Genomic DNA, 25,900 nt, shown 5'->3' with positions numbered 1-25,900 from the left:
ACTCCTTGCTCAGGCGCGGGCGGTATCAATGGCGGCGCGAACGCCGGAAAGGAAAGCGGTCAGGCGGTCGGCAAGACCCTCTTCACCCGCTTCCACTTCTTGCACCAGACGCGAACCAATGACCACAGCATCGGCAATTTGCGCCACGCTGCGGGCCGTTTCGGCATCGCGAATACCAAAGCCCACGCCAACCGGCACGGTCAGATGCTGTTTGATCACAGCAATCCGTTCGGCCACGTTGGAAACATCAAGGTGTGACGCGCCGGTCACGCCCTTGAGGGAAACATAATAGGCATAGCCTGCCGCCAGCTTGTTCACCGCCTGAATGCGGGAAACCGGCGTGGTCGGGGCCAGCAGGAAAATCGGATCAATCTGGTTGGCCTTGAAAATGCGGGCCAAGTCTTCGGCTTCTTCTGGCGGCATGTCTACCGTCAGCACACCATCCACACCCGCGCTGTGCGCGGCGGCGGCAAAGGACTCATAACCCCAGCGCTCCACCGGGTTGGCGTAACCCATCAGGACCACCGGCGTTTTGTCGTCGGTCTGGCGAAATTCAGCAACCATTTCCAGCACATTTTTCAAGCTTACATTGTGCTTGAGGGCGCGCTCACTGGCGCGCTGGATGACCGGGCCATCGGCCATGGGGTCAGAGAACGGCACCCCCAGCTCGATCACATCCGCCCCGCCCTTGACCAGCGCGTGCATCAGTTCAACGGTGATGCCCGGGCGTGGGTCACCGGCCGTGATGAAAGGAATCAAAGCCTGCCGGTTTTGCTGTTGAAGTGCGCCAAGCGTGGTCTGGATTCGGGACATGATCTTGTAATGTATGAGTTGGGGGGATTGTGCGGCATCGGCCATTTAAAGCCAATGCCGCATGTCGTCGCGGCGGGAAAACCGCGTGCGACCCTTACAGTTCGATACCTGCGAGGCGAGCCATCGTCGGGATATCCTTGTCCCCACGACCAGACAGGTTCACCAGAATGACCTTGTCTTTGGGCAGCGTCGGCGCCAGCTTTTTGGCGTGCGCCAAAGCATGACTGGATTCCAGCGCCGGGATGATACCTTCAAAACGGCTGAGTTCGTGGAAAGCTTCGATGGCTTGCTGGTCCGTGGCGGCGACGTACTCGGCGCGATGGATGTCCTTGAGGTAGCAGTGCTCCGGGCCAACGCCAGGGTAATCAAGTCCGGCGGAAATAGAATGCGTGTCAGCAACCTGACCGTTTTCATCCTGCATCAGGTACATACGGTTGCCGTGCAGCACGCCAGTACCGACATTGGCGGTCAGCGGTGCAGCATGACGGCCGGTTTCCACACCGTCACCACCGGCTTCAACACCGATCAAACGGACGTCCGGCACCGGAATATACGGATGGAAGATACCAATGGCGTTAGAGCCGCCACCGACGCAGGCCACGACGAAATCGGGCTGGCGACCCAGCATCTCATCCATTTGCACCTTGGCTTCTTCGCCAATCACGCACTGGAAATCACGCACCAGCATCGGATACGGATGCGGACCGGCGCAGGTGCCGATAATGTAATAGGTGGAGTCCACATTGGTCACCCAGTCGCGCATGGCTTCGTTCATGGCGTCTTTCAGGGTTTTGGAACCAGACTCTACCGGCACGACGGTCGCGCCCAGTAGTTTCATGCGGAACACATTGGGCGACTGACGCTTGACGTCTTCTGCGCCCATGTAGACCACGCACTCCAGGCCGTAACGCGCCGCGACGGTCGCCGTGGCAACGCCGTGCTGACCGGCCCCGGTTTCCGCAATCACGCGCTTTTTACCCATGCGGCGGGCCAGCAAGGCCTGGCCGATGGTGTTGTTGACCTTGTGCGCACCGGTGTGATTCAGGTCTTCCCGCTTGAGATAAATCTGGGCACCACCCAGCGCTTCGGACCAGCGACGGGCGTGGTAAATCGGAGACGGACGGCCGACGTAATGGGCCAGCTCGTAATTGAACTCTGCCTGGAAAGCCGGATCGGCTTTGGCCTTCTCATATTCGACACGCAACTCTTCGAGCGCGGGCATCAGCGTTTCGGCCACATACAAGCCGCCAAACTGGCCGAAGTGACCTTTCAGGTCGGGCTGTTGATAACGGAGAAAATCGTTCATGCGTGTCTCGCTGCCTTGATGAATTGTGCAACCTTGTTCAGGTCTTTAACGCCACGGGCGCTTTCTACCCCGCTGGACACATCGACGGCCCATGGCGCAATCCGCGCCACCGCCTCACTCACATTGACCGGATCCAGCCCGCCCGAGAGTATCAGCGGTAAAGGCAAATCCTTTGGAATCAATGACCAGTCAAACGCTTCGCCAGTCCCCCCTGGGGTGCCTTCAACAAAGGCATCAACCAGCAAACCGCGCGCATCGTGAAATAGCGCGGCATATTCTATCAAATTTGTGTCCGGTTTTACGCGAACTGCCTTGATCCACGGTTTGCCGAAACTGCGGCAGTACTCTGGCGACTCGTCACCGTGAAACTGCAAGAGGTCCAGCGGCAACACCTTCAGCAAGTCGCGCAGCCAGTCTGCATCGGCATTCACGAACAAACCCACACTGGTCACAAAGGGCGGCAAGGCAGCCAGCACGGCCTGAGCCTCGGCCACAGACACGTTGCGCGGGCTCGGTCCGTAAAACACCAGGCCAATGGCATCTGCGCCCATTTGCGCCGCAGCCCGGGCCGTGGCCGGGTCACGCAAACCGCAAATCTTCACTCTTACCTGGTGGCTCATCCAGCGGGTTCCTGCTCATCAAGGGGTAGATTGTCGCCGACCTGGCGATTTATTGCCTGAACAACTTTGTCAGATCAGACCAAAACGGGGATCGGGCTCACTGGCAAGACCGAATTCTTCAGGATAACTGACTCCGGCCAGGTAAAGCCCATCGGGCATGAAAGTAGGTGGCGCAAGTTTGCGGTCTCGCCAGCCCAGCGCCTCCAGAATCCACTCCGGCCGCTCATTGCCTTTGGCAACATGCAAGAGCGCCCCCATCAGATTGCGGACCATATGATGCAAAAAGGCATCGGCCGAAAAATCAATCGCCAGCATGGTGCCAAATTGGGTCAATTCTACCTTGCGCAGGGTTTTGACCGGCGTTTTAGCCTGACATTCCGCCGCGCGGAAGCTGGAAAAATCGTGCGTCCCCAACAAGAGCGAACCGGCTTGCCGAAATGCATCCAGATCCAGCGCAGAGTGCATCCACCCTACCCGGCCCGCCCACAAAGCGGGACGCACCGGGTGATTAAGCAGCAAATAGCGATAATGGCGTGCCGTAGCGGAAAAACGGGAATGAAACGCTTCTGGCACTTCCCGTGCCCAGCGCACGGCCACGCCATCCGGTAAAAAACTGTTTACTCCACGCACCCAGGCCGTCAACGGCCGCGCAGCATCGGTTTCAAAATGGGCGATCTGGCCACTGGCATGCACACCAGCGTCAGTACGTCCTGCCGCCTGAACCTTTACCTCATGCCCCGCCATGCGCGACACCGCAGCTTGAACCTCGCCTTGCACGGTGCGCTGGTCGGGCTGGATTTGCCAGCCGGCAAAAGCACGGCCGTCATACTCAATGGCAAGAGCGTATTTCACGGGAATATCTGGCGGAAAAACAGCAAGGTTAGCACGATGAGGACCAGCAATAGCAGCAAGAGTGCACGTTGCGCGCCCGACAAGGAACGCAACTGTAGCGTGACGTTCACCGGCTGCAGCCATTGCCCGGTCACCGGTTGCGAGATTTGTTGCCACAACGCCCGCCAATCCTGACGCTCCGCCAGCAGGCGATCAGCAAAGTCCATCGTCAGGGTCAAACGCAGCGCCCAGCGCTGCCGATTTACCCCCAGCAGCGTCAGCGGCGCAGCCAGCAGATAAATGCCGCCAAACAAGGCCTCCCGGCCGAGCGAGCGCAGCAGCCACTGCAATGAGGTCAATACCGCGACGAGGCGCGCGGCCTGTAAAAAACCCTGCCACAAACCTTCCTGCGTGGGCGCCAGCCAGCCAGACCACACATACAGCCCGGGCGTAGACCAGCCATAGACCAGCAAAATGGCCAGCAGCAGCACACGCATTCGCCGCAGCATGCGCAACATGCGCGCGGATTCAACCACAAAGGTAATGACCACCAGGGCGGCGGTCACAATGACAAGTGGCGTGGGCTGCAAGATTTGCAACCAGCACGCCACCCAGATCCAGCACAGTATTGCGTTGGCGGGATGCAATCAAACACCCCGCCCACACTCATTACTGTCTTGATGAAGACCGCAATTACAACCCATTCAACAGACCACGGATTTCCTGTTTCTGCTGGGCATTACCCTCAGCGTCGGCCTCATTGAGAATCTCGCGCGCACCTTCGATATCGCCCATGTCGATATAAGCGCGTGCCAGATCAATCTTGGTCTGCACCGGATCATCCGCGCCAAAATCGGCACCCGTATCAGTACCACCGGACAACTCACCGAACGAGGTATCCAGCTCATGCGTTGCCGCAGCGCCGGCAACCACCGGTTCAGCCGCGCCGTCATTGAGGTCAAAACTGAAATCCAGACCCAGATCATCTGCCGGGGCGGCAACGGGCGTGGCCACCGGCGCTTCGGCTTCCAGCGCAGGCAGATCCAGATCCAGATCGGCTTCAGACATGGCCGACAACGCCGCACCAGTGTGCTCTGCCGGCGTTTCTTCGCCAAAGCTCAGATCATCCAGCTCGTTGTGGGCAACGCCAAAGTCAGCCAATGCGGATTCAACCGGCCCAGCGTGGCCTGAGGCGGCCGGTGTAGCTGCGTCAAACTCGTCCAGATCAAAATCCAGCGAGGATGCCAGATCTTCTTCATGAGCTGGCGACGCCTCTACCGCAGGCGCCGGAGCACCCAGACCCAGATCCAGGTCAGCCAGCGGGTCGATCATCGGCGCAGCTTCAACGACTGGTGCCGGGGCAGCCACAGGCTCGGCAACATGAGCCGGCGCGTCCAGACCCAGATCAAAATCCAGATCATCCTTCGCTTGTTCGTGATGGTGTACGGCTTCTGCTGCCGCCAGACCAGCCGCTGCAACACCTGCGGCAGCCACACCGGCGACCAGACCACCACTTGCGCTCGGCGTGTGGGTTTCTGCCGCGCGGGCAGCCGCTTCAGTACGCAGGTACAGCGGATTTTCCGGATCCAGGTTGTGGCCAATGTATGCCGCCTGCTCCCACACCGGGCCACGGCCGTTCTGCGTGGCATAGAGTTCGGACGCAATTTCTTCGAACGAGGTTTTGTCCTTGCGCGCGGCATGGATTTCCAGCAATTTGAGCCGGATTTCGTTGCGTGACGGATCGCGCATCAACGCGTCTTTCAGGATTTCCTCAGCCTGGGCGTCACGGCCATAAGCCATGTACACCTCAGCTTCCGCGATCGGATCAACCTCATCCGTATCAATGGTGCCCAGACCCTGGCGACTAAAGTCGGTCAGGAAAGAGTTTTCTGTCGGCTGCGTACTGATGACCGCGCCACCCGTCTGGCCCAGCACAGTATTCGGCTTAAGGTCACCACCCGTGATGATGCTGTCGTCAAACGCAGCCGGCTTTTTGCGGCGGCGGTTGTAGACAAACGCACCGGCACCCAGCAGCAGCACCAGCAGGCCTGCGCCCGGAATCAGCGGGTTATCCATCAGCGAATCAAAGAACGACGGTTCTGCGGTCGGCGCAGGCGCCACCGGCACTACGTGATGGCGTGGCTTGCTGGCAGCGACCGGCGAAGCCACGGCGGCGGCAGGCTCGCTCGCCGCAGCACTGGCTTCAGAAGCCACCGGCGCAGCAGCAGCGGCCGAAGCCGCAACAGCCGGTGCGCTGGTCGGCGCGGGTGTGGGTGCTGGCGTCGGGGTTGCGGCTTGCGAGGCAGTCTTGCCTTGCAGCGCCAGAAGACCCTTCATGTCCTTGACGTTCTTTTGCAGCGAATCAACGCGACCTTGCGCTTCCTTGATTGCCTTTTCGTGGGCGATCTTGTCTTCTTCGCTGCTGCCGCCCGTGCCATTGCCGCCTGCTTTGGCGCCATTGGAGAGCTTCAGCACATCTTTGTTGGGTTGACCAGAAGCCGCGCCCTTGTCTTCAACCTTGGCGCCAATCTTGCCACTGGTGCCCTGGTTCTGGGTGGTGTTCTCAGCCGGCGTAGCCGCGGTGTTCTCTGCCACTTTCTGGCGATAGGAATGCCAGTCTTGCGATTGCAGATGAATTTCCTTGGCCGCATCGGCACGGGAAACCTGATTCATCTGATCGGCCGACGGAATCTGCAGAATCTTGCCCCGCTTGAGGCGATTCATGTTGCCGTTGAACGCATCGGCATTATTGCGATACAGACTAACCAGTACCTGTTCCAGGCTCACGCCATCCGGTTGCACCTGATGCGCAATGCTGGAAAGCGTATCGCCTGTTTTCACCGTGTAGCTGTCAGCACCCGCCTGGGCGCCCGCCGTGGCAGCTGGCGCCGGAGCGCTCTTTTCTGCACTGGCTTGCGGTGCCGGCGCAGCGGCATGACCACCCTTGCGAGCCTTGCGGCCCGAACCGGCGGCAACCGGACGCGCCGGGGTAATGGCACCCGGCAATGCACGCGGCGCAGTGCTGCCAGCGGCATTGACGTTGTTATTGTTGCTACCGTAGCCAACCGGGTCGATCAGCGCGGTGTATTCACGCTGGATACGGCCAGAAGCCCAGTTCAGGTCAATCAGCAGCTCGAGCACAGGCTCGCTGATGGACTGGCTGGAACTCACAGTCACGTAGTACTGACCATTGGGGCGCTTGTCGATATTGAAGTGCAGACCCAGCGAGGAAGATGGGTACGGCACCTGGGCTGCACCATAGGCGTCTGGCGGCGCCAGGCTCACCACCAGTGAATCAGCCTCTTCCGGTTGTACGGAAACCAGATCGATTTCCCCGCGGAACGGCTGTCCCAGACCGGACAAGACATTCAAACGTCCCAGCCCCGCCGCATGAACACTCCACGGCGCTGCAAGCATCATTGCCAGCACGCAGGCTTTGACTCCAGGTTTGATAGGCACAGCTTCCCCCAATTTCTTTCACGTAAACCGGCACAGAAATGTGCCAGCAATTTCACGAATTCCGGGTCGCGAACATAACACTTACGCCCAAAATGACGCAAGGCGACCCAACGGTTACAGCAATTATATGTTGTGGATTATGCGAAAAATCGCCAATTCAATCCGAATTGTCAAATTTAAAAAGCGGATTGTTATTTTTCAGACAACAGATGATTTACCCGTACTGCCGATCATCGGTCTGAATGCCCCGTCCAACCGGCACTGCAAGTAATTTCCAATTGGCCACTGCCCAGCTCCAGAATTCATCCCTGGATGCATCAAGCAGCATCTTGTCCGGTTGCTGACCCAGCAACCCGAGGGCGCGCCACAATACCGGAACCGGATTTTTTTGTACGGCAACTGCGGGTGCATGCGTCTGCTTGCTCAACTTTTCACCCGCCGAATTGACCAGCACCGGAATATGCGCATATTCAGGAGACGGGTAATTAAGTAAAGTCTGCAAATATCGCTGACGGGGGGTCGAATCAAGCAGATCAGCGCCGCGAACGATATGCGTTATTCCCTGCAAGGCATCATCCATCACCACCGCCAATTGATAGGCGAACAAGCCGTCGGCGCGCTTCAATACAAAATCACCCACCTCTGCAGACAGGTGCTGGCACTGCTCACCCTGAATACGATCGACATAGCAAACCGGTGCAACATTCTGGGTATTGATACGCCACGCCCGCGCGCTTGCGCCGGGCAACAGACCACTGCGACAAGTGCCGGGATAAACAGGGCCATCGACTCCGGCATGCGCCATGCTGGCGATCTCGCGCCGGGTGCATGCGCAAGGGTAAACCCGGCCGGTGCGCTGCAATTGCGCCAGTCCTTCTATATAGATCCCGTCTCGCCGGCTTTGCCAGACAACCTCGCCATCCCAATGCAAGCCCCAGTTATCCAGCTGCTGCAAAATGCTATCGCCAGCGCCAGGCACACACCGCGGCCGGTCCAGATCCTCCATGCGCACCAGCCACTCGCCGCCAGCGGCTTTTGCATCCAGATAGCTGGCGATCGCGGCGAGCAGGGAACCCGCATGCAGCACACCCGTGGGGCTGGGCGCAAATCGGCCACGATACCGCGTTGCGGTTTTGTCAGAAACCACCGCAGATGAGCCAGGTGCCGGATTTTCAACAGGTTTCATCGATCCACAATACATAGCGCAGCAGCAATTGCCAGGCAATTACACCGGAATAGTTCTGCCTGAGCGCCGCTTGTTATAAAATGGTGACAGTTTATATCACCCATCGGCGCGTTGAACGCACCGATAGATAGCCATTGCCTACCCGCTCCGACCTCATTTTAAGGAAACGCCATGACCTATGTTGTCACCGACGCCTGTGTGAAATGCAAGTACACCGACTGCGTGGATGTCTGCCCGGTTGATTGCTTTCGCGAAGGCCCGAACTTCCTGGTGATTGATCCGGATGAGTGTATTGACTGCACCTTGTGCGTGGCAGAGTGCCCGGTAGAAGCCATTTACGCCGAAGATGACGTGCCAGCCGACATGCAGGAATACATTGCGCTGAACGCTGAACTCTCCAGGACCTGGACACCGATCGTAGAGAAAAAAGACCCGCTGCCCGATCACGAAACCTGGGCCGGCGTCACCGGCAAGCTCGATCAGATCGAACGCTAAGCCATCCGCTGAACACGCAGCAAAGAACGCAACCCGGCAGCGCGACTTGCGCGAGGCCGGGTTTTTCATTTATAGTTGCGTGTTCACCCCTTGCCTGACCGGCGTCGCACCTGGCAGGCTGTTATAAACCGCAAGGAGCATCCATGCGACACTATGAAATTGTATTCATCGTGCACCCGGATCAAAGCGAGCAAGTGCCCGCAATGATCGAGCGCTACAAAGCACTGATCGCCACCGGTAACGGTACGATCCATCGTCTGGAAGACTGGGGCCGCCGCCAACTGGCTTACCCGATCCAGAAGATCCACAAGGCTCACTACGTTCTCTTGAACGTTGAAATCGGCCAGGAAACCCTGGACGAACTCGAACATGCCTTCAAGTTCAACGACGCCGTACTGCGCCATCTGACCACCAAGATGGAACACGCAGTGACTGAACCTTCCCCGATGATGAAGGAAGAGAAGTCCAAGTCGTTGGCCGCTCCGGCACAAGAAGGCCAGGCTGTCTAAGCCAGGCGCTTGAGCCCACAACGACGTGACGAAAAGCAACCGGGTTCTGCTTTATGGAACCCTGATTGAAAAGCAGACTTTACGCGTCACCCCAGCGGGTATACCGGTTCTTGAGTTAGTTGTACTGCATGAATCGGAACAGCTTGAAAACGACACGCCCCGGCGCGTCACGCTGGAAGCACCAGCCAGAGCCTCCGGGCCTGTGGCTGAAGCGTTAAGCAAATTGCAGATTGGTCAGGAACTCAAAGTGGCCGGATTTCTGGTCAGCATGGGACAAAAGTTCCGCCGCCGACTCGTGTTGCATATCGAACAGTACGAATTGTTGAATTAAAGGATAGATACCATGTCTCGCCATCTCTTCAAGCGGAAGAAATTCTGCCGCTTTACCGCCGAAGGCATCAAGGAAATCGACTACAAGGACATCGCGCTCCTGAAAGATTTCATCGCTGAAAACGGCAAAATCATCCCGGCCCGCATCACTGGCACCAAGGCCAAGTACCAACGTCAACTGTCGGCTGCCATCAAGCGCGCTCGTCTGCTCGCGCTGCTGCCGTACACCGACCTGCACTAAGTCGGGGAATAGAACATGCAAATCATTCTGCTCGAAAAAGTAGCCAACCTGGGTAACCTGGGTGATGTGGTCAAGGTCAAAGACGGTTTCGCCCGTAACTTCCTGATCCCGCAAGGCAAAGCCAAGCGCGCCACCGAATCCAACCTGAAAGAATTTGAAGCACGTCGTGCAGACCTGGAAAAGGCTCAAGCCGAAATCCTGGTTGGCGCTCAAGCTCGTGCCGAGAAGCTGCAAGGTGCTTCCGTGACTATCGCTCAGAAGGCCGGTGTTGACGGTCGTCTGTTCGGCTCCGTGGGCAACAGCGATATCGCTGAAGCCTTCACCGCCGCCGGTCACCCGGTCAAGAAGTTTGAAGTTCGTCTGCCGAACGGCGCTTTCAAGGCCATCGGTGAATACACCGTCGACCTGGCGCTGCACCACGATGTCGTGGTTGAAGCAACGGTTGTGGTTGTTGGCGAGCAATAATCTGCGCCCTTCCGCTTCGGTGGAAACCGCATAAAGAACGGGGAGCTTCGGCTCCCCGTTTTTGCGTCTGTCGCCCACATGTACCATTCTGTGGATTGGTCACAAATCGGGCACACCAAACTGCGCGCCGGTCATTATAATCAAGCCCTAATCCGGGAACCCAGGAACCAGGCACGCATGAGCTCCAGCATCAATCCAACAGACATTGCCCGGGAAACGCTCAAGCAGCTTGCCATTCGCCGGATTGCGCCAACGCCGGATCACTACGAAGAGATCTATCACGGCATTGCCGGCACACCGGAAGAACAGCGCGTTCACCCGCTGGCCCGTCTGCTGGAAGAGCGCATCGCCAGCTTTCCCCGCCAGTCCCCCGAACTATTGCGCAATCTGGACCAGTTTCGCCGCGCCATCCGCGCCGGAGAATGGGAGCGCACTCCCGAACTGATTTTTCGCTGTGTTGACCTGCAAGGCGGCCAAACCCAACTTACCCGCGGCTGGTCCGAGTTGCTGCGCGAGTTTATCCGGCAATGGGATTTACGCAATCCCGCCTATCCGGCCACGCGCAAGCAAGATTCGCTTGAAAAAGTCCTGATCAACTTTGGCTCTGACCCGGCGGCCCTGAACGAAAAGCTGGACGGGCTGGTGCGCGCATGGTCAGAAACCACCTCCAGCTCTGACACAGTAGAAGAAATCTTGCCACCTGGCGCCATTGCCGCCGAGACCATGCAGGTAAGTGGTGAGACCGGTGGGGGCCACTGGGAAGAATGGCGCGAATGCCTGGCGCAAGCACTTGATCTGGGACTGGCCGCCCGGCTGACACACTACCCGGACCTGGCCATTGACGCCTCCGCCCTCGCCCGCGAAGCCGAAGGCGTGCAGACCGAGAATGATCTGCGCAAGTTTATTCCGCGCCTGAAAAAATTCTGGATTCGCCTGGAGCTGACCAACGATCAGGAAGAACGCCTGTGTGATGGCCTGCTCAATCTGTTACGCCTGTTGACCGACAATATCGGCGAAATCATCGTCGATGAAGAATGGGTGCACGGCCAGATCGCCGTGATCCAGAACATCATGTCGCAACCCCTGGACATGCGGCTGATCTACGACGCCGAGGCCGGCCTCAAAGAGGTGATCTACAAGCAAAGCGTACTCAAGCAAGGCCTGCGGGAAGCACAAACGTCGTTGAAGTCTGTACTGACATCGTTTATTGACCGTCTGGGCACCATTGCCGACAGCACCGACCTTTATCACACGCGTATCAGCATGTATAGCGACCAGATTGAGCGCAGCAACAATCTGGCCGATCTGAAAAACGTGCTGGATAACCTGACTCAGGATACGCGTTCCATGCAGCTTGATGTGGTGCGCACGCGAGATGAGCTGGTACAAGCGCGAACCGAGGCAGATGAAGCACAATCGCGCATCGACCAACTGGAAAGCGAACTGCGCGCGGTCAGCGAGAAAATCCGCGAAGATCAGCTTACCGGAGCCCTTAACCGGCGCGGGCTGGAAGAAAGCATTCTGATTGAAACCGCCCGGGCCCAGCGCAGCGGCAGCCCCTTGGCCCTGGTTTTACTGGATCTGGATGACTTCAAGCGCCTTAATGACACGCGCGGTCACAGCGCCGGGGACAAGGCGCTGATTCACCTTGTTGCCGTTGTCAAAGCCTTGCTGCGCCCGACCGACCGCATTGCCCGTTATGGCGGTGAGGAATTTGTACTGCTGCTGCCTGATACCCCATTGGCAGAAGCGTCTATGGCCATGATGCGGCTACAGCGCGAACTCACGCGGCGCTTTTTCCTGCATAACAATGAAAAGGTGCTGATCACGTTCAGTGCGGGCGTAACCCTGCTGCTGCAAGGCGAGCCAGGCAACAAGGCCATCGACCGGGCCGATGCGGCCATGTACCGCGCCAAAAAGGCCGGCAAAAACCGGGTTGAAGTGGAAAACCCGCCCAGCGTGCCATGACACGCAACGGGCAATAAAAAAGGACGGCATTGCCGTCCTTTTTTATTGCTCACACATGCTCGCGCTTCGGGTGCGATCAGATAAACAACTCGTCTGGATGGCACACGGCGGTCCCCAGCTTGCCGACCACAATGCCGGCTGCCCGATTGGCCCACAGCATGGCCTCCGGCAGATCCAGGCCAGAGGCCAGCATCAAACCCAAGGTACCAATCACAGTATCGCCAGCGCCAGAGACATCAAACACCTCGCGCGCCACAGTCGGCATATGGGCCACCCCCTGCTTGCGGAACAGCGTCATTCCCTCCTCGCTGCGCGTGACCAGCAGTGCATCCAGATCAAGGTGTTCGCGCATGGACTGCGCCTTGGCCACCAGATCAGCCTCGTCACGCCACTCACCCGCCACTTGCCGGAACTCGGAGCGGTTAGGTGTGAGTAGTGTGGCGCCCCGATAGCGGGAGTAATCGTCCCCCTTGGGGTCGATCAACACAGGCTTGCCGGCAGCACGCGCGGCAGCAATCATGTCGAACACATGATGCAAGCCACCCTTGCCATAGTCAGACAGAATCACCACATCCGTATCTGGCAGCATGCGGCAGAAATCGTCGAGCTTGGATGCCAGGATTTCATAGCCAGGCGACTCTTCGAAGTCGATCCGCAACAATTGCTGCTGGCGGGCCAGCACACGCAGTTTTACGGTGGTGGCAATGTTGGGGTCGCGGTAAAGCGAGGTGCTGACGCCGTCCTCCTGCATCAGCCGTTCCAGCGTATCGCCAGCCTCATCTTGCCCCACCACACCAAGCAAGGTCGCTTTACCACCCAGAGCAGCGATGTTGCGGGCAACGTTGGCGGCCCCGCCGGCACGCTCTTCCGTTTTGCGGATATGGGCCACCGGCACCGGTGCTTCAGGCGAAATACGCTTTACATCGCCAAACCAGTACCGGTCCAGCATGACATCGCCCACGACCAGCACCCGCGCATGGCGCATGGCCTCGCGCAGGCTGGTATGGTCTACCGCATCAGAGACGACCGATTGCGTCATATTCAAATCCATTGTCACGAACAAGGGCCGGGTCGAACAGGTTACGACCGTCGATCACCAGAGGCTGTTTCAGGCGCGCCTTGATGCCGGCAAAATCCGGCACCTGGAATTCCTTCCACTCGGTGACAATCAATAATGCATCTGCGTTATCCAGCACGTCCATCAGCGTCTTGCCATAAACGACTTTGTCACCCAGGATGCGCTGCGCTTCGTGCATGGCCACCGGGTCAAACGCGCTGACCGTGGCGCCACGCGCCAGCAATCCGTCAATGACGACCAGGCTCGGCGCTTCGCGCATGTCATCGGTCTTGGGTTTGAAAGCCAGCCCCCAGATGGCAAAGTGCCGACCCTTGAGGTCCTCGCCAAACCGCTGGGTCACCTTTTTGACCAGCAAGCTCTTTTGCGCATCGTTCACATCCTCGACGGCCTCCAGCACTTTCAGGGTCATATCATATTCATTGGCGGTCTTGCACAGCGCCTTCACATCCTTGGGGAAGCACGAGCCACCGTAGCCGGCACCCGGATACAGAAAGCTGTAACCGATGCGCGGATCAGAGCCGATGCCTTTACGCACCAGTTCAATATCAGCACCCAGTTTCTCGGCCAGGTTAGCCAGTTCGTTCATGAACGAAATCCGCGTTGCCAGCATGGCATTGGCGGCATACTTGGTCAGTTCGGCAGAGCGGATATCCATTACCAGCATGCGCTCATGATTACGCTGGAACGGCTGGTAGATCGTGCGCATGATGCGAATGGCGCGATCATCTTCAGCGCCCACCACAATACGATCCGGGCGCATGAAGTCTTCAATCGCGGCGCCTTCCTTGAGGAACTCCGGATTGGATGCCACGGAAAATTCGATCTTCTCGCCACGCTTGGCCAGTTCTTCCGCCACAGCAGCCTTGACCTTGTCGGCCGTCCCCACGGGTACGGTGGACTTGTCGACAATGACCTTGTATTCGGTCATGGCGCGGCCGATGCTGCAGGCGGCAGCCAGAACGTATTGCAAATCGGCCGAACCGTCTTCGTCCGGCGGCGTCCCTACAGCGATAAACTGCACGGTGCCGTGTGCGACCGACTCATTGATATCGGTGGTAAAACGCAAGCGACCGGCCTGTACATTGCGAGCGACGATGTCATCCAGGCCCGGTTCAAAAATGGGAATGCCGCCAGCGCGCAGCATGTCGATCTTGCGTTGATCCAGATCCAGACAGACCACGTCGTTGCCGTACTCTGCAAGGCAAGCCCCCGTGACCAGGCCAACATAGCCGGTACCTACCACTGTGATTTTCATGAATCAGGCTTCCTTGATTTGTTGATTGAATTGTTGCAGCGTCGCAAACGGATCTTTGCTTTGCGTAATCGGCCGCCCCATAACGAGATAGTCCGCACCAGCGGCAATGGCCGCAACCGGTGTCATAACGCGGCTTTGGTCATCCGCCGCGGCATCTGCCGGGCGAATGCCCGGAGTAACCAATTTGAATTGCGCGCCGCAAACCCGCTTGAGCATGGCGGCCTCCTGAGCGGAACAAACCACCCCATCCAGGCCACTATCACGCGTCAGGCGCGCCAGACGCTCTACTTGCACTTGCGGTTCCGGCAGGCCGATTTCAGCCAGCTGAGCGGCGTCCATGCTGGTCAGCACGGTCACGGCAATCAGTAGCGGGCGCTGCGGCAACGCCTCCAGCGCCTCACGCGTGGTTTCCATCATTTTGCGCCCGCCAGAAGCGTGCACATTGACCATCCAGACGCCCATCTGCGCCGCTACCTTGCAGGCCTGGGCGACCGTATTGGGAATGTCGTGAAACTTCAGATCCAGGAACACATCAAAACCACGCTTGACCAGCCCTTCCACCACGGCGGGTCCGGCGCTGGTGAAAAGTTCTTTGCCCACTTTCAGGCGGCACTGCTCAGGGGTCACGCGATCAGCAAATGCAAACGCGGAGGCTGCATCAGCGTAATCCAGCGCAACTACGATTCTTGGGTCTTGAGACATGGCTTCCTGTCTTTGAGATTGGCGTTTCTAATGACAAATGATTGAGCTTTGCATGCGGGCAGGCAGCAGACCCGCCCGTTCACGCAGTTATTGCGCGTTGCGGCTGCGCTTGCCGCGTACCGGGGCAAAAGATTCCCAGCTGGTACACGCCGGGCAATGCCAGAAATACTGGCGAGCCTTGAAACCGCAATGGCTGCAGTAATACATCGACTGCTCACGGGTAGCCTCGTTGAGCAATTTGACGATGATTTCCAGATCCGCTTTCTCGTTGTCCGGTGCGATCAGCAAATGGGTTTCCAGCACACGCCGCAAGCCTGGCATCGTCGGGTGATTGCGCAACCGGTCCCGGATAAATGCGTAGGCCGCATCCATGCCGCTTTTGGACATGATGCGCTCGTAGAGGAGCTCCAGCACGTCCAGATCAGGATATTGACTTAGCAACCGGGTCAACAACAACGTACCCTCATCAGCGCGATCGGTAGCATCGTAGGCCGCCAGCAAGGGCCGGGCTACCAGCGCCAGGTAATCCGGATCTTGCGATTCAATCGCCAGCCAGAACTCGATGGCGGTAGCCGGATTACCCGCCTGAATAGCCAGCTCACCCTGCAAGGCACGGGCGCGGGCGCATTGCCGGTTGGCAACCAGTGCAGCTTCCAGTTCGGCACGCGCTTCATCGGGCTGTGAGCGCGCTATGGCCTGCTCGGCCAGTTCACAGTGAAATTGCGCAATCTCATGCTGATAGCTATGACTGTCATCACGCAGTTGCTGGGCAATCTCGATCGCTTTACGCCATGCCTTTTCCTGCTGGTAAACACCCAGCAGCTCGGTGCGCGCCTGGCGAGCGTAGTCGGTGTGCTGCAGCTCAGTCAGAATGGCCTCGGCCCGGTCATACAAGCCGGCCGCCATAAAATCCTGTGCCAGCTCAAACTGCGCTTGTTGTCGCTGGGCGTCGTTCAACTCAGGACGGGCCAGCAGCTTCTGGTGCATGCGGATAGCACGTTCCAGCTCACCCCGGCGGCGAAACAAGTGACCCAGTGTGAATTGCAATTCCACGGTTTCCACATGGTGGCGGGCCACTTCAACGTATACATCCACCGCGCGATTGGTCTCGCCGTTGAGCAAGTAATTCAGCCCCTTGAAATAGGCTGCGGGCAAAGAGCGCGTTTCTGACAGAACATGCTTGATGTCAATCCGCGCGGCCAGCCAGCCAAGGCCAAAAAAGGCCGGGAACGCAATCAACCACCAGTATTGTGAATCAACCATTGGACTTAACCTGGCCAGTACGAGCCGGCATTATCATTATTCTTGAATTGTTGCTGTATGACTTAAAGCACGTCGCGTGGCGGTTCTACGGCCACTGCCTCAGCCGTTGCCACCGGCGCCAGATTGCTGCGCGCGCGCAGTTCCTTGCGCAAGCCAACAAGCTCACGCCGCATGCGTACCACGCGGGTCAACGACGCCAGCAAGCCCAACGCCACACCAGCCACAAAGAAGACCAGCAGGATCATGGACAGCGGCGCAGTCCATTCGTAGCCGGCAAAGAAGCGCAGTGAGGTCGAATCCCCGTTGCTCATGGCAAAAGCCAGCAAGACCACAAACACGATCAGCTTGATGAGCCCATATACATATCGCATCTTCTATTCCACGCTGTCTCGAGTATTTATGGCGGTATTGTAGCTGATTCGGGCATTGGGGCCATGTCAGGAATTTCCTCGCTTTTGTTTCAGGCAAGTAACAGCGGAGCCGCCACTACATTGATGCACGCCCGGCGCGCAGACCTGCGCCGCTTCGCCCGCATTGTAGTCAGACAAATCAAGGCTACAGATCCGGTTTTCCAGTGCCTCGGGCATAAAAAAAAACGGCCCCCGAAGGGGCCGTTTTCTGGTGCAGGCCTGTGCCTGGAAATTACAGGAGCTCGTCAACGCGCTCGCGCAATTCCTTACCGGCCTTGAAATGGGGCACGAACTTTTCCGGAACCTCGACACGCGTGCCGGATTTCGGATTGCGCCCCACCCGCGGCGGGCGGTAATTGAGGTCAAAGCTACCAAAACCACGGATCTCGATGCGCTGGCCTTGAGCGAGGCTCTTGCCCATTGCATCGAGAATGGTTTTGACGGCCAACTCAGCATCTTTCGTCACCAGTTGCGGATAGCGCATGGTGAGCTTCGAGATGAGTTCGGACTTCGTCATGCTGCCGTGTTCCTTATTCGTTGGAACCGGACAGCTTGGCCTTCAGCAGTGCGCCCAGGCTGGTGGTGCCGGCATTGCCAGCGTCAGCAGTGGTGGACAGACGGCTCATTGCGTCCTTCTCGTCGCCCATGTCCTTGGCTTTGATCGACAGGTTGATCGAACGGTTCTTGCGATCAACGTTGATGATCATGGCTTCGACTTCGTCGCCTTCCTTCAGCACGGTACGGATGTCTTCCACGCGATCACGGGAAACTTCCGTTGCACGCAGGTAGCCTTCAACTTCTTCGGTCAGACCGATCACGGCACCCTTGGCATCCAGGGACTTCACAGTACCCTTGACGATGGCGCCCTTGTCGCTGGAACCCACGTAGTTGTTGAACGGATCACCTTCCAATTGCTTGATGCCCAGGGAGATGCGTTCCTTGTCCACGTCGATGGACAGAACCACGGCTTCAACTTCGTCACCCTTCTTGAAGTTGCGAACGGCTTCTTCGCCAGTCACATTCCAGGAGAGGTCGGACAGGTGAACCAGGCCGTCGATGCCGCCCGGCAGACCCACGAACACGCCGAAGTCGGTAATCGACTTGATCGCGCCCTTGAGCTTGTCACCCTTCTTGTAGTTTTCAGCGAATTCATCCCACGGATTGGCCATGCACTGCTTCATGCCCAGGCTGATACGACGCTTTTCTTCGTCGATATCGAGGATCATCACTTCGACTTCGTCGCCCAGAGCAACAACCTTGGACGGATGAACGTTCTTGTTGGTCCAGTCCATTTCGGACACGTGAACCAGGCCTTCGATGCCTTGTTCGATTTCCACAAATGCGCCGTAGTCGGTCAGGTTGGTGACCTTGCCGAACAGACGGGTGCCTTGCGGGTAACGACGGGACAGGCCCACCCACGGATCTTCGCCCAGTTGCTTCAGACCCAGGGACACGCGGTTCTTCTCTTGATCGAACTTCAGTACCTTGGCTTCAACTTCATCGCCAACTGCCAGCACTTCGGATGGGTGCTTCACACGACGCCATGCCAGGTCGGTGATGTGCAGCAGGCCGTCGATGCCGCCCAGGTCAACGAACGCACCGTAGTCGGTGATGTTCTTGACGATACCCTTGACCACTGCACCTTCGCGCAGGGTTTCCAGCAGCTTCTGACGCTCTTCGCCCAAGGACTCTTCCAGCACGGCGCGACGCGAAACAACAACGTTGTTGCGCTTGCGATCGAGCTTGATCACCTTGAATTCGATTTGCTTGCCTTCGAACGGGGTGGTGTCCTTGACCGGACGGATGTCGACGAGCGAACCCGGCAGGAAGGCGCGCAGGCCATTGACCATCACGGTCAGACCGCCCTTGACCTTGCCAGAGATCACGCCAGTCATGACGAGACCCTTTTCCAGAGTGTCTTCCAGCTCGATCCAGGCGGCCAGGCGCTTGGCCTTTTCGCGGGAGAGCTTGGTTTCACCGTAGCCGTTTTCCAGGCTGTCGATCGCGACGGGAACAAAGTCACCAACTTTGACTTCGACTTCGCCGTTATCGTTCTTGAATTCTTCCAGCGGAATCAGGGATTCCGACTTCAGACCGGCATTCACGGTCACGAAGTTATTATCAATACCGACGACTTCAGCGGTAATTACTTCACCAGCGCGCATTTCCTGACGCGTGAGGCTTTCTTCGAAAAGCGCGGCAAAGCTTTCCATGGAGTCGTTAAAGGTTGCAGTGGTCATGTGAATGAAAGGTTCCAGCATCTTCAGGCTTGACGCCCAAAGGGGGGTTCGTTTAACAGAGGCCCGACGTGCTTTGCGCGCGTCAGACCACCAGTTTTCCGCAAATGCGAAAGAGGCGCAGCAAATGACAAAAACAGGTCATCCACCACGCTGAACTTGCGATGCTACAGGATTCTACCAACCTGATCAAGCATTTAGCGACGATTCGCCACGTACCACCAGTCCAGAATCTGCTTCACTGCGGCGTCTACATCCATGGCGGAAGTATCCAGCAGATGGGCATCTGGCAATTGCTTGAGTGGCGCCACGCTGCGCGCCCGGTCACGCGCATCGCGCGCTTCAAGGTCGGCAGTGATCGCACCCAGGTCTGCCGCCTCGCCCCGCCCCAGCAACTGCTTGTAGCGGCGCTCGGCACGCACGGCGGCGCTGGCGGTCAGAAACACCTTCAACGGCGCTTGCGGAAACACCACCGAGCCCATGTCCCGACCATCTGCAACCAGCCCCGGTACGTGCGCAAAAGCGCGCTGGCGTTCCAGCAATGCTGCCCGTACCTGGGCAAATGCCGCCACTTTGGAGGCCCCCACACCGATGGACTCGGTGCGGATGGCGGTGCTGACGTCGCTACCGGACAGCAGGATGTGTTCACCTTCAAATTTCACATCCAGCGTTTGCGCCACGGTGGCAACGGCGTTTTCGTCATCCCACGATACGCCGGCGCGGGCGGCGGCCAATGCCGCCAGCCGGTACAGCGCGCCCGAATCCAGATAATGAAACCCCAGCGCTGCCGCAACACGTTGTGCGACAGTGCCTTTACCCGATGCGGACGGACCGTCCACGGCAATGACAGGTACGAGCAGACTTTGCATTACTGACCTGCCAGGATGCTTTCGATACGGGCGAGTTCGTCAGCACTGAAAGCCAGATTGTCGATCGCACCCAGGTTTTCATGGATTTGTTCAACACGGCTGGCGCCAATGATGACGGTGGTGACGGTACGCAAAGCCCAGGCAAGCGACATTTGCGCCAAAGTCTGGCCACGTGCCACAGCGATCTCGTTGAGCTTCTTGACCTGGGCCAGGCGCAAATCAACCTTGTCTACGGTCAGGAACGGGTTGCCACTGTCAGCCGCACGCGAATCCGCCGGCACACCATTCAGGTAGCGACTGGTCAGCAGACCTTGCGCCAGCGGGCAGAAGGCAATCGAACCAATGCCTTCTTCGTTCAGGACATCGGTCAGGCCGTCTTCAATCCAGCGGTCAAACATGGAGTACGACGGCTGATGGATCAGGCAAGGTGTGCCCAGTTCCTTCAGCACACGCGCCGCTTCACGGGTTTGTTCGGCGGAGTACGACGAGATACCGACATACAGCGCCTTGCCCTGACGCACGATGGCATCCAGCGCGCTCATGGTTTCTTCGATCGGGGTTTCCGGATCCGGACGGTGCGAATAAAAGATATCCACGTAATCAAGGCCCATGCGTTGCAGGCTTTGATCCAGGCTGGCCATCAGGTATTTGCGGCTGCCGAAATCACCGTACGGGCCATCCCACATTTGCCAGCCGGCCTTGGTGGAGATGATCAGTTCATCGCGATACGCTTTCAGATCAGTCGCCAGCACGCGACCGAACGTGGACTCTGCGGAGCCCGGGGGCGGACCGTAGTTGTTGGCGAGGTCAAAGTGGGTAATGCCGGCGTCGAACGATTCGAGCACCATCTTGCGCGAATTGTCATACGGCTTGTTATCGCCAAAGTTGTGCCACAGGCCCAGCGCCACGGCGGGCAGTTTCAGGCCGCTTTTACCGCAGCGGCGATACGGCATGCGCTCGTAGCGCGCCGGATTTGCAACGTAAGTCATGTGAGTGTCCTGTTTCTAGTGGTTCTTTTTTGATGTGCGATTTTTCGCACCGCAGCCCCAATGAAAAGCGCCTGCAAACGCAGGCGTTCTTCCTGCCGGTAAGCCCACCCGGCCCATCCATATTACGGCGTCAATTCTGACTATTTATGACGCTGACCCCAGGCAACACGTGCGCGGCTGGCGGTCGCAAAGTAGTCTTCCATGCCTTCGGTATTGCCCGCTTCGACCAGTGCAATGACGTGTTGCAACTGGCTGGCACAGGCTTTGAGGTCGGCAAGGATGGCTTCGCGATTGGCGACAGCGATATCGCGCCACATTTCCGGGTGGGAACCTGCAATGCGGGTGAAGTCCCGAAAACCTGTGGCGGCAAAATCAAGGCAGGGTTGCGCGTCAACCTTGGCCAGCACGGCGTTCATATAGGCGAACGCCAATAAGTGCGGCACATGGCTGACAGCGGCAAATATGCCGTCGTGTTGCTCAGGGGTCATGGTATACACCCGGGCGCCACATTGTTGCCATAAGGTCTGTACCTGCTCCAGCGCATTTTGGGCAGTCTCGGCAAAAGGGGTCAACACCACCCGGCGACCTTCAAACAGGCCGTATTGTGCGGCCGCAGCACCAGATAGATCGGAGCCGGCAATCGGGTGACCCGGTACGCAATGCGAGAGGTGCCGCGGCAGATGCTGGCGAAACAGTGCTGACACATCCTGCTTGGTCGAGCCACCATCGGTGACGATACAGTCGGCAGCCAGGACCGGGGCAATCTGCTGCATCAACGCACCCATCTGCCCGACTGGCGTCCCCAGGAGCACCAGATCAGCCCCCGCCACCGCCGCCGCCGCATCGTGCGAGGCTTCGTCGATCACGTTCAGGTCAAGCGCACGCTCCAGGTTGGTGGCGTTGCGCCCCACTCCGACCACGTGCTGCACCAGCCGCGCCCGTTTCAGCGCCAGGGCAAACGAGCCACCAATCAGACCCGTTCCCAGTAATACCAGCTTGCGCACGCCACTCATGCAGATTTCCCGTTCCCTGTTTGCGGCCTTGCCGGCCTTGTTTCTGGCTCAGTGGAGGCCGCCTTAACAGCGACCTGTCACGCTTAACGCTCTACCAGTGTGGTCAATACGCGTACCAGACTGCGCTTGATGCTGGAGCCGTCTGCCGGCGGGTTGTCCACCGGTGTTTCCTTGATGCGTAGCGTATACAAGGTACCTGGCTGGTATTCAAACCCGTCAATACCGCCGTACAACAGCGTCCACGGTTGATCGGCCGAATCACGCACTTGCAGGCATTGCATCTGCCCGGCGCCGGCCGAACATGTCTTTGTTTCTGGCGCAATCTGGATCACCCGCTCGCCCCCCGGAGCAGCGGGCGCTGCCGCCGCAGGTTGCGGCTTGCCATCGGTACGGGCAAACACCAGCAGGTCTTCATTGGGCGTGGTGAAGGTCAAATGGCCAACCGTATCCAGTTCGTAGTAACGCGCGGTATCCAGCAGCTTGAGCACATCACTTTCTTTGGTGCCGACATTGGCATCCAGGCAGGCCATGCGCGTGCCAGCCAGCGGGCCGATTTTCAGCCCATTGAGGGTCTGGATCTGGCCCATGAAGCGGTTGCAGCCAGAAAAGCCACTGATGTGATTGCCATCAATCTTCAGCGTCACCGGTTTGTTCGCTTGTTCCGTCTGCGTCTGACCCGCGACGCGCCAGGTTTGCAACTGGTATTCGCCGTCCAGCAATGACCGGGCCTGCGCGCCAACGGCGGTGGCGGCAACCATGCCGGCGAATAAAGTGGCCTGAAAGAGAGTGCGAATGCGCATGACGTAGCTCCTGCTTTTCTTATCGATAAACCTGTGCGACCACGGCGGGACCCACAGGTTTTATGACATTGGCGGGAATTTTACCCGGAGAAACCATTTCAAGACGGGATTTGTGCGCGCCCGACGGCTCGGCATAAGGCGATCTACCCGCACAGGCATAGCCAGCAGGTCTGCCCCATCCGGTCAGGCACTCACACCTTACAAACTGCGCCCCACTGCGGTGGCAATTGCACCCAGCGTTTTCATCAACGCATTCAGTTCTTCTGGCGTCAGCGCCTGATCGGCATCGCACCATGCTTCACAGGGATTCGGATGCATTTCAATCAGCAGCCCATCCGCGCCTGCGGCAACGGCGGCTTGTGCCAGCGCGGGCACCATCCAGGCTTTACCGCCCGCATGACTCGGGTCGACGATCACCGGCAAGTGGGTTTCGCGCTTGAGTACCGGAATGGCGGTGACATCCAGTACGTTGCGATAAGCCGTTTCAAAGGTCCGGATGCCGCGTTCACAGAAAATGATGTTGTGATTGCCCCCGGCCGCAATGTATTCGGCAGACATCAACCACTCGGACACCGTGGCCGATAAGCCGCGTTTGAGAATGACCGGCTTGTTGACGCGCCCTACTTCCTTGAGCAAATCAAAATTCTGCATATTGCGCGCACCGATCTGGATCACATCGACGTCGTATTCCATAAAGGTGTCGAGCATGCGCACATCCATCAGTTCGGTGACGATGGGCAGATTGTGCTGGCGGGCGGATTGTTGCAGGTACTCCAGACCCTGCACACCCAGCCCCTGGAAAGCGTATGGGCTGGTGCGCGGTTTGAAGGCACCACCACGCATCATGCGACAACCGGCCGCAGCCACCGCCTGGGCGGACAGCGCCATCTGCTCCGGCGTTTCGACCGAGCACGGGCCGCCAATCACCTGAATCTGTTCACCACCGATGGGGATACCGCGCACACGGATCACCGATCCGGCCGGATGCGTATCGCGTGAGACAATCTTGTAGGGCTTGGTAATGCGGTTCACGCGTGCCACGCCCGGCAGGATTTCCAGATGCGCCGCATCCAGTTTGTCTTCATCGCCAATGGCGCCAATCAGCGTCAACTCCGCCCCGCGCGAGAGATGCTCCCGCAGCCCGGCTTTGTGAATCTCGGCAATCACGCCCTGGATTTGCGCTTCCGTCGCGCCCGTCTTCATTACGATAATCATCTGTGTATTCCGTGCAATTGAGCCCAGCTTGTGAGGGGATCGATTGTAATTCGGCACGCGAGCAATTTTATTGTCATAAATACGCTTGAAGACCGACCAAATCACCAACGCAGTTCATCTACATTGAATCAACAACCAGACAAGGCCGCTACCCCAGCATGGATCTCGTCGCTCATTTACTCAATAGCCTGTTCACCATGGCTTCTTTGGTGGAAGCCCGCGACCCGTATACCGGCGGGCACTTGTGGCGCGTGTCGCAATTGTCTTATCTGATGGCCCAGGATTTAGGGCTGCCGCCAGAGGCGGTGGCCCAGATCACGCTGGGCGGTTTCTTGCACGACCTGGGCAAAATTGGCGTGCCCGATGCCATTTTGCATAAAAAGGGCCCGCTGACCGACGAAGAATATGCCGTGATCCGCACTCACCCGGATACCGGCGCGCGCTTGCTGGGCAATCATCCGCTGGCGTATCTGGCGCTGGATGCCGTGCTCAAGCACCACGAAACCCCGGACGGCAAAGGCTACCCGCTGGGGCTGGGGGGCGAAGAAATTCCGCTGGCCGCCGGCATTGTCGGCATCGCTGATGCCTTTGACGCCATGACCTCTACCCGGCCTTACCGCAAAGGCATGCCCATTGTGGATGCACTGGACATCATCCACAGCAAACTGGACACCCAGTTTGACCGGGTGCTGGGCGAGCGGTTTATAGAAATGGGCCGGACGGGCGTATTTGATGAAATTGTTGGGCATTCCGAACCTGGCATCCGCCTGCAAAGCTGCCCCAGTTGCGGCCCGATCATTGCCGTGCCGCGCAAAACCCGTAGCGGTGATGTGGTGGCCTGTCCGGCCTGCCGCACCAGAATCAAGATTGTCGGCAATCATGAAGACTGGTTGCTGGTACCGCTACCGGAAAAAGAATCCTCGCCACCGCTGCAACTGGACCCCGATCTGGTCCGCGCCATGGCACACACCATACGCACCGCGTTGAGCGATTCGGTACGCATCAGCGCCTGACTACCGGGTGAACACAGCGCGATTCAAGCGCTACGGAACTGTTCTGCGGCGACGCGCAAGTAGTAGAACATCGACACAATGGTCAACAGGCCGGCCAGGTACAGGGCGATCGTACCGACGGTTTGGGTCGAAACGCCCGGAATGATGGCGCTTTGCCACAGCAGCAGCAAAATGGCCACCATCTGTGCGGTAGTCTTGAGCTTGCCGATATACGCCACGGCCACACTCTTGGACTTGCCCAGTTGGGCCATCCACTCGCGCAGCGCAGAAATGGTGATTTCGCGACCGATAATGATGACGGCCAGCCAGGAGGGCGCGCGCATCAATTCCACCAGCAAAATGAGCGCTGCAGCGACCATCAGCTTGTCCGCCACCGGGTCAAGGAACGCGCCGAAAGAAGAGGTCTGGTTCCAGCGCCGTGCCAGGAAACCGTCAAACCAGTCCGTGAGCGCCGCCACGGCAAAGATGATTGCCCCGGTCATGTTTTTCATCGGCATGGTGATGACCGAATCGGGCAAATAGAACAAACCGACAAACACCGGAATGGCTGCAACACGTAACCAGGTCAGGAAAATCGGCAAGTTGAAAGGCATTGCTCGGCGCCAGATCGCTTAAAAGTCAGCATTCTAACAGGTGCGCGGCCTCCAGGGCGAAACCTTACGCTTTTGCGGGTGAGGTGTGAGGTGTGTAAGTCCGCGTTGGCCGGATGCAACCTCTTTTTCACGCATACCACCACTTCGCCATCCCTGCGAAAGCAGGAATGGCGAGTCAGGGGTTTGCCAGCGTCGTAGCCCGGATGAAGCGAAGCGGGAATCCGGGGTGGCCTGTTGGCA

General features: G+C 58.3%; 27 protein-coding genes. 7 read left to right on the top strand and 20 right to left on the bottom strand.

The window, feature by feature from the left end; genetic code table 11:
• Window positions 1-9: 9 nt before the first annotated feature.
• The 7 genes from trpA to gluQRS form a co-directional block, all read right to left on the bottom strand.
• Entirely contained in the window at window positions 10-813 is an 804-nt protein-coding gene (gene trpA, locus HNQ50_RS03380; protein WP_184097542.1) for a tryptophan synthase subunit alpha, read from the bottom strand.
• A gap of 94 nt (window positions 814-907) precedes the next feature.
• Window positions 908-2,119, bottom strand: a complete 1,212-nt coding sequence (gene trpB, locus HNQ50_RS03375) for a tryptophan synthase subunit beta (protein WP_184097540.1) — start codon at window positions 2,117-2,119, stop codon at window positions 908-910.
• Window positions 2,116-2,739, bottom strand: coding sequence for a phosphoribosylanthranilate isomerase (locus HNQ50_RS03370; protein ID WP_184097538.1), 624 nt, complete (start codon window positions 2,737-2,739; stop codon window positions 2,116-2,118). The genes trpB and HNQ50_RS03370 overlap by 4 nt, the downstream gene beginning before the upstream one ends.
• Before the next feature lie 69 nt (window positions 2,740-2,808).
• Entirely contained in the window at window positions 2,809-3,591 is a 783-nt protein-coding gene (truA, locus tag HNQ50_RS03365; protein WP_184097536.1) for a tRNA pseudouridine(38-40) synthase TruA, read from the bottom strand.
• A complete protein-coding gene (locus HNQ50_RS22015) occupies window positions 3,588-4,169 on the bottom strand; it encodes a hypothetical protein (protein WP_184097534.1) in 582 nt (193 codons plus the stop codon). Before HNQ50_RS22015 ends, truA begins: the two co-directional genes overlap by 4 nt.
• Window positions 4,170-4,263: 94 nt before the next feature.
• Window positions 4,264-6,990 carry a motility hub landmark protein FimV gene (locus HNQ50_RS03355; protein ID WP_246428576.1) on the bottom strand — a complete coding sequence of 909 codons (2,727 nt, stop codon included), beginning with the start codon at window positions 6,988-6,990 and terminating at the stop codon, window positions 4,264-4,266.
• A 253-nt stretch (window positions 6,991-7,243) separates the two neighbouring features.
• Window positions 7,244-8,215 (bottom strand): tRNA glutamyl-Q(34) synthetase GluQRS, encoded by a 972-nt coding sequence (gene gluQRS, locus HNQ50_RS03350; RefSeq protein WP_184097530.1) that lies wholly within the window; start codon window positions 8,213-8,215, stop codon window positions 7,244-7,246.
• A 171-nt stretch (window positions 8,216-8,386) separates the two neighbouring features.
• Here gluQRS and fdxA point away from each other — a divergent pair, with 171 nt between their 5' ends.
• From fdxA to HNQ50_RS03320, 6 genes are all read left to right on the top strand, one after another.
• Window positions 8,387-8,710 carry a ferredoxin FdxA gene (gene fdxA, locus HNQ50_RS03345; RefSeq protein WP_184097528.1) on the top strand — a complete coding sequence of 108 codons (324 nt, stop codon included), beginning with the start codon at window positions 8,387-8,389 and terminating at the stop codon, window positions 8,708-8,710.
• A gap of 143 nt (window positions 8,711-8,853) precedes the next feature.
• A complete protein-coding gene (rpsF, locus tag HNQ50_RS03340; RefSeq protein WP_184097526.1) occupies window positions 8,854-9,219 on the top strand; it encodes a 30S ribosomal protein S6 in 366 nt (121 codons plus the stop codon).
• 25 nt (window positions 9,220-9,244) lie between these two features.
• Window positions 9,245-9,550 (top strand): primosomal replication protein N, encoded by a 306-nt coding sequence (priB, locus tag HNQ50_RS03335; RefSeq protein ID WP_184097524.1) that lies wholly within the window; start codon window positions 9,245-9,247, stop codon window positions 9,548-9,550.
• A 12-nt stretch (window positions 9,551-9,562) separates the two neighbouring features.
• Window positions 9,563-9,790 carry a 30S ribosomal protein S18 gene (rpsR, locus tag HNQ50_RS03330; protein ID WP_184097521.1) on the top strand — a complete coding sequence of 76 codons (228 nt, stop codon included), beginning with the start codon at window positions 9,563-9,565 and terminating at the stop codon, window positions 9,788-9,790.
• Between the two features lie 15 nt (window positions 9,791-9,805).
• Window positions 9,806-10,255, top strand: coding sequence for a 50S ribosomal protein L9 (gene rplI / locus HNQ50_RS03325; protein WP_184097519.1), 450 nt, complete (start codon window positions 9,806-9,808; stop codon window positions 10,253-10,255).
• 177 nt (window positions 10,256-10,432) lie between these two features.
• Complete coding sequence (locus HNQ50_RS03320) at window positions 10,433-12,223, top strand: GGDEF domain-containing protein (RefSeq protein WP_184097517.1); 1,791 nt, start codon at window positions 10,433-10,435, stop codon at window positions 12,221-12,223.
• Between the two features lie 76 nt (window positions 12,224-12,299).
• On the opposite strand, the gene rfaE1 is transcribed toward HNQ50_RS03320, so the two are convergent.
• The 12 genes from rfaE1 to aroF form a co-directional block, all read right to left on the bottom strand.
• Window positions 12,300-13,262: a D-glycero-beta-D-manno-heptose-7-phosphate kinase gene (rfaE1, locus tag HNQ50_RS03315; RefSeq protein ID WP_281386119.1), complete on the bottom strand. Its 963-nt coding sequence runs from the start codon at window positions 13,260-13,262 to the stop codon at window positions 12,300-12,302.
• Window positions 13,240-14,556: a UDP-glucose dehydrogenase family protein gene (locus HNQ50_RS03310; RefSeq protein ID WP_184097515.1), complete on the bottom strand. Its 1,317-nt coding sequence runs from the start codon at window positions 14,554-14,556 to the stop codon at window positions 13,240-13,242. The genes rfaE1 and HNQ50_RS03310 overlap by 23 nt, the downstream gene beginning before the upstream one ends.
• A 3-nt stretch (window positions 14,557-14,559) precedes the next feature.
• A complete protein-coding gene (gene pyrF, locus HNQ50_RS03305) occupies window positions 14,560-15,258 on the bottom strand; it encodes an orotidine-5'-phosphate decarboxylase (RefSeq protein WP_184097513.1) in 699 nt (232 codons plus the stop codon).
• Between the two features lie 87 nt (window positions 15,259-15,345).
• On the bottom strand, window positions 15,346-16,521 hold the full coding sequence (gene lapB / locus HNQ50_RS03300) for a lipopolysaccharide assembly protein LapB (RefSeq protein ID WP_184097511.1): 1,176 nt from the start codon (window positions 16,519-16,521) through the stop codon (window positions 15,346-15,348).
• Window positions 16,522-16,583: 62 nt separating this feature from the next.
• Window positions 16,584-16,892 carry a LapA family protein gene (locus HNQ50_RS03295; RefSeq protein WP_184097509.1) on the bottom strand — a complete coding sequence of 103 codons (309 nt, stop codon included), beginning with the start codon at window positions 16,890-16,892 and terminating at the stop codon, window positions 16,584-16,586.
• A gap of 271 nt (window positions 16,893-17,163) precedes the next feature.
• On the bottom strand, window positions 17,164-17,448 hold the full coding sequence (locus tag HNQ50_RS03290; protein ID WP_184097507.1) for an integration host factor subunit beta: 285 nt from the start codon (window positions 17,446-17,448) through the stop codon (window positions 17,164-17,166).
• 13 nt (window positions 17,449-17,461) lie between these two features.
• Window positions 17,462-19,171 carry a 30S ribosomal protein S1 gene (gene rpsA, locus HNQ50_RS03285; protein WP_184097505.1) on the bottom strand — a complete coding sequence of 570 codons (1,710 nt, stop codon included), beginning with the start codon at window positions 19,169-19,171 and terminating at the stop codon, window positions 17,462-17,464.
• Between the two features lie 194 nt (window positions 19,172-19,365).
• A complete protein-coding gene (gene cmk / locus HNQ50_RS03280; protein WP_184097503.1) occupies window positions 19,366-20,037 on the bottom strand; it encodes a (d)CMP kinase in 672 nt (223 codons plus the stop codon).
• Window positions 20,037-21,026, bottom strand: a complete 990-nt coding sequence (mgrA, locus tag HNQ50_RS03275) for an L-glyceraldehyde 3-phosphate reductase (protein ID WP_184097501.1) — start codon at window positions 21,024-21,026, stop codon at window positions 20,037-20,039. The genes cmk and mgrA overlap by 1 nt, the downstream gene beginning before the upstream one ends.
• 140 nt (window positions 21,027-21,166) lie before the next feature.
• Entirely contained in the window at window positions 21,167-22,039 is an 873-nt protein-coding gene (locus HNQ50_RS03270; protein ID WP_184097499.1) for a prephenate dehydrogenase, read from the bottom strand.
• An 83-nt stretch (window positions 22,040-22,122) separates the two neighbouring features.
• Window positions 22,123-22,839: an META and DUF4377 domain-containing protein gene (locus HNQ50_RS03265; protein WP_184097497.1), complete on the bottom strand. Its 717-nt coding sequence runs from the start codon at window positions 22,837-22,839 to the stop codon at window positions 22,123-22,125.
• Window positions 22,840-23,037: 198 nt separating this feature from the next.
• On the bottom strand, window positions 23,038-24,054 hold the full coding sequence (aroF, locus tag HNQ50_RS03260) for a 3-deoxy-7-phosphoheptulonate synthase (protein ID WP_184097495.1): 1,017 nt from the start codon (window positions 24,052-24,054) through the stop codon (window positions 23,038-23,040).
• A 158-nt stretch (window positions 24,055-24,212) separates the two neighbouring features.
• On the opposite strand from aroF, the gene HNQ50_RS03255 reads away from it, so the two are divergent.
• Window positions 24,213-25,067, top strand: coding sequence for an HD-GYP domain-containing protein (locus tag HNQ50_RS03255; RefSeq protein ID WP_184097493.1), 855 nt, complete (start codon window positions 24,213-24,215; stop codon window positions 25,065-25,067).
• A gap of 23 nt (window positions 25,068-25,090) precedes the next feature.
• On the opposite strand, the gene pgsA is transcribed toward HNQ50_RS03255, so the two are convergent.
• Entirely contained in the window at window positions 25,091-25,660 is a 570-nt protein-coding gene (gene pgsA / locus HNQ50_RS03250; RefSeq protein ID WP_184097491.1) for a CDP-diacylglycerol--glycerol-3-phosphate 3-phosphatidyltransferase, read from the bottom strand.
• Window positions 25,661-25,900: the final 240 nt, after the last annotated feature.

The organism is Silvimonas terrae (genome assembly GCF_014202765.1).
Lineage (GTDB): Bacteria > Pseudomonadota > Gammaproteobacteria > Burkholderiales > Chitinibacteraceae > Silvimonas > Silvimonas terrae.
This window is presented reverse-complemented; position numbering and strand designations above follow the sequence as displayed.

Excerpts from the sequence above, each read along its gene's own strand:
- rfaE1 (WP_281386119.1), bottom strand. The coding sequence starts at position 13,262 with ATGACGCAATCGGTCGTCTCTGATGCGGTAGACCATACCAGCCTGCGC.
- rpsA (WP_184097505.1), bottom strand. The coding sequence starts at position 19,171 with ATGACCACTGCAACCTTTAACGACTCCATGGAAAGCTTTGCCGCGCTT.
- HNQ50_RS03355 (WP_246428576.1), bottom strand. The coding sequence starts at position 6,990 with ATGATGCTTGCAGCGCCGTGGAGTGTTCATGCGGCGGGGCTGGGACGT.
- HNQ50_RS03320 (WP_184097517.1), top strand. The coding sequence starts at position 10,433 with ATGAGCTCCAGCATCAATCCAACAGACATTGCCCGGGAAACGCTCAAG.
- gluQRS (WP_184097530.1), bottom strand. The coding sequence starts at position 8,215 with ATGAAACCTGTTGAAAATCCGGCACCTGGCTCATCTGCGGTGGTTTCT.
- HNQ50_RS03310 (WP_184097515.1), bottom strand. The coding sequence starts at position 14,556 with ATGAAAATCACAGTGGTAGGTACCGGCTATGTTGGCCTGGTCACGGGG.
- rplI (WP_184097519.1), top strand. The coding sequence starts at position 9,806 with ATGCAAATCATTCTGCTCGAAAAAGTAGCCAACCTGGGTAACCTGGGT.
- trpB (WP_184097540.1), bottom strand. The coding sequence starts at position 2,119 with ATGAACGATTTTCTCCGTTATCAACAGCCCGACCTGAAAGGTCACTTC.
- lapB (WP_184097511.1), bottom strand. The coding sequence starts at position 16,521 with ATGGTTGATTCACAATACTGGTGGTTGATTGCGTTCCCGGCCTTTTTT.
- HNQ50_RS03255 (WP_184097493.1), top strand. The coding sequence starts at position 24,213 with ATGGATCTCGTCGCTCATTTACTCAATAGCCTGTTCACCATGGCTTCT.
- cmk (WP_184097503.1), bottom strand. The coding sequence starts at position 20,037 with ATGCAAAGTCTGCTCGTACCTGTCATTGCCGTGGACGGTCCGTCCGCA.
- fdxA (WP_184097528.1), top strand. The coding sequence starts at position 8,387 with ATGACCTATGTTGTCACCGACGCCTGTGTGAAATGCAAGTACACCGAC.
- HNQ50_RS03270 (WP_184097499.1), bottom strand. The coding sequence starts at position 22,039 with ATGAGTGGCGTGCGCAAGCTGGTATTACTGGGAACGGGTCTGATTGGT.
- rpsR (WP_184097521.1), top strand. The coding sequence starts at position 9,563 with ATGTCTCGCCATCTCTTCAAGCGGAAGAAATTCTGCCGCTTTACCGCC.
- HNQ50_RS03295 (WP_184097509.1), bottom strand. The coding sequence starts at position 16,892 with ATGCGATATGTATATGGGCTCATCAAGCTGATCGTGTTTGTGGTCTTG.
- pgsA (WP_184097491.1), bottom strand. The coding sequence starts at position 25,660 with ATGCCTTTCAACTTGCCGATTTTCCTGACCTGGTTACGTGTTGCAGCC.
- trpA (WP_184097542.1), bottom strand. The coding sequence starts at position 813 with ATGTCCCGAATCCAGACCACGCTTGGCGCACTTCAACAGCAAAACCGG.
- aroF (WP_184097495.1), bottom strand. The coding sequence starts at position 24,054 with ATGATTATCGTAATGAAGACGGGCGCGACGGAAGCGCAAATCCAGGGC.
- HNQ50_RS03370 (WP_184097538.1), bottom strand. The coding sequence starts at position 2,739 with ATGAGCCACCAGGTAAGAGTGAAGATTTGCGGTTTGCGTGACCCGGCC.
- HNQ50_RS03290 (WP_184097507.1), bottom strand. The coding sequence starts at position 17,448 with ATGACGAAGTCCGAACTCATCTCGAAGCTCACCATGCGCTATCCGCAA.
- rpsF (WP_184097526.1), top strand. The coding sequence starts at position 8,854 with ATGCGACACTATGAAATTGTATTCATCGTGCACCCGGATCAAAGCGAG.
- pyrF (WP_184097513.1), bottom strand. The coding sequence starts at position 15,258 with ATGTCTCAAGACCCAAGAATCGTAGTTGCGCTGGATTACGCTGATGCA.
- HNQ50_RS03265 (WP_184097497.1), bottom strand. The coding sequence starts at position 22,839 with ATGCGCATTCGCACTCTCTTTCAGGCCACTTTATTCGCCGGCATGGTT.
- mgrA (WP_184097501.1), bottom strand. The coding sequence starts at position 21,026 with ATGACTTACGTTGCAAATCCGGCGCGCTACGAGCGCATGCCGTATCGC.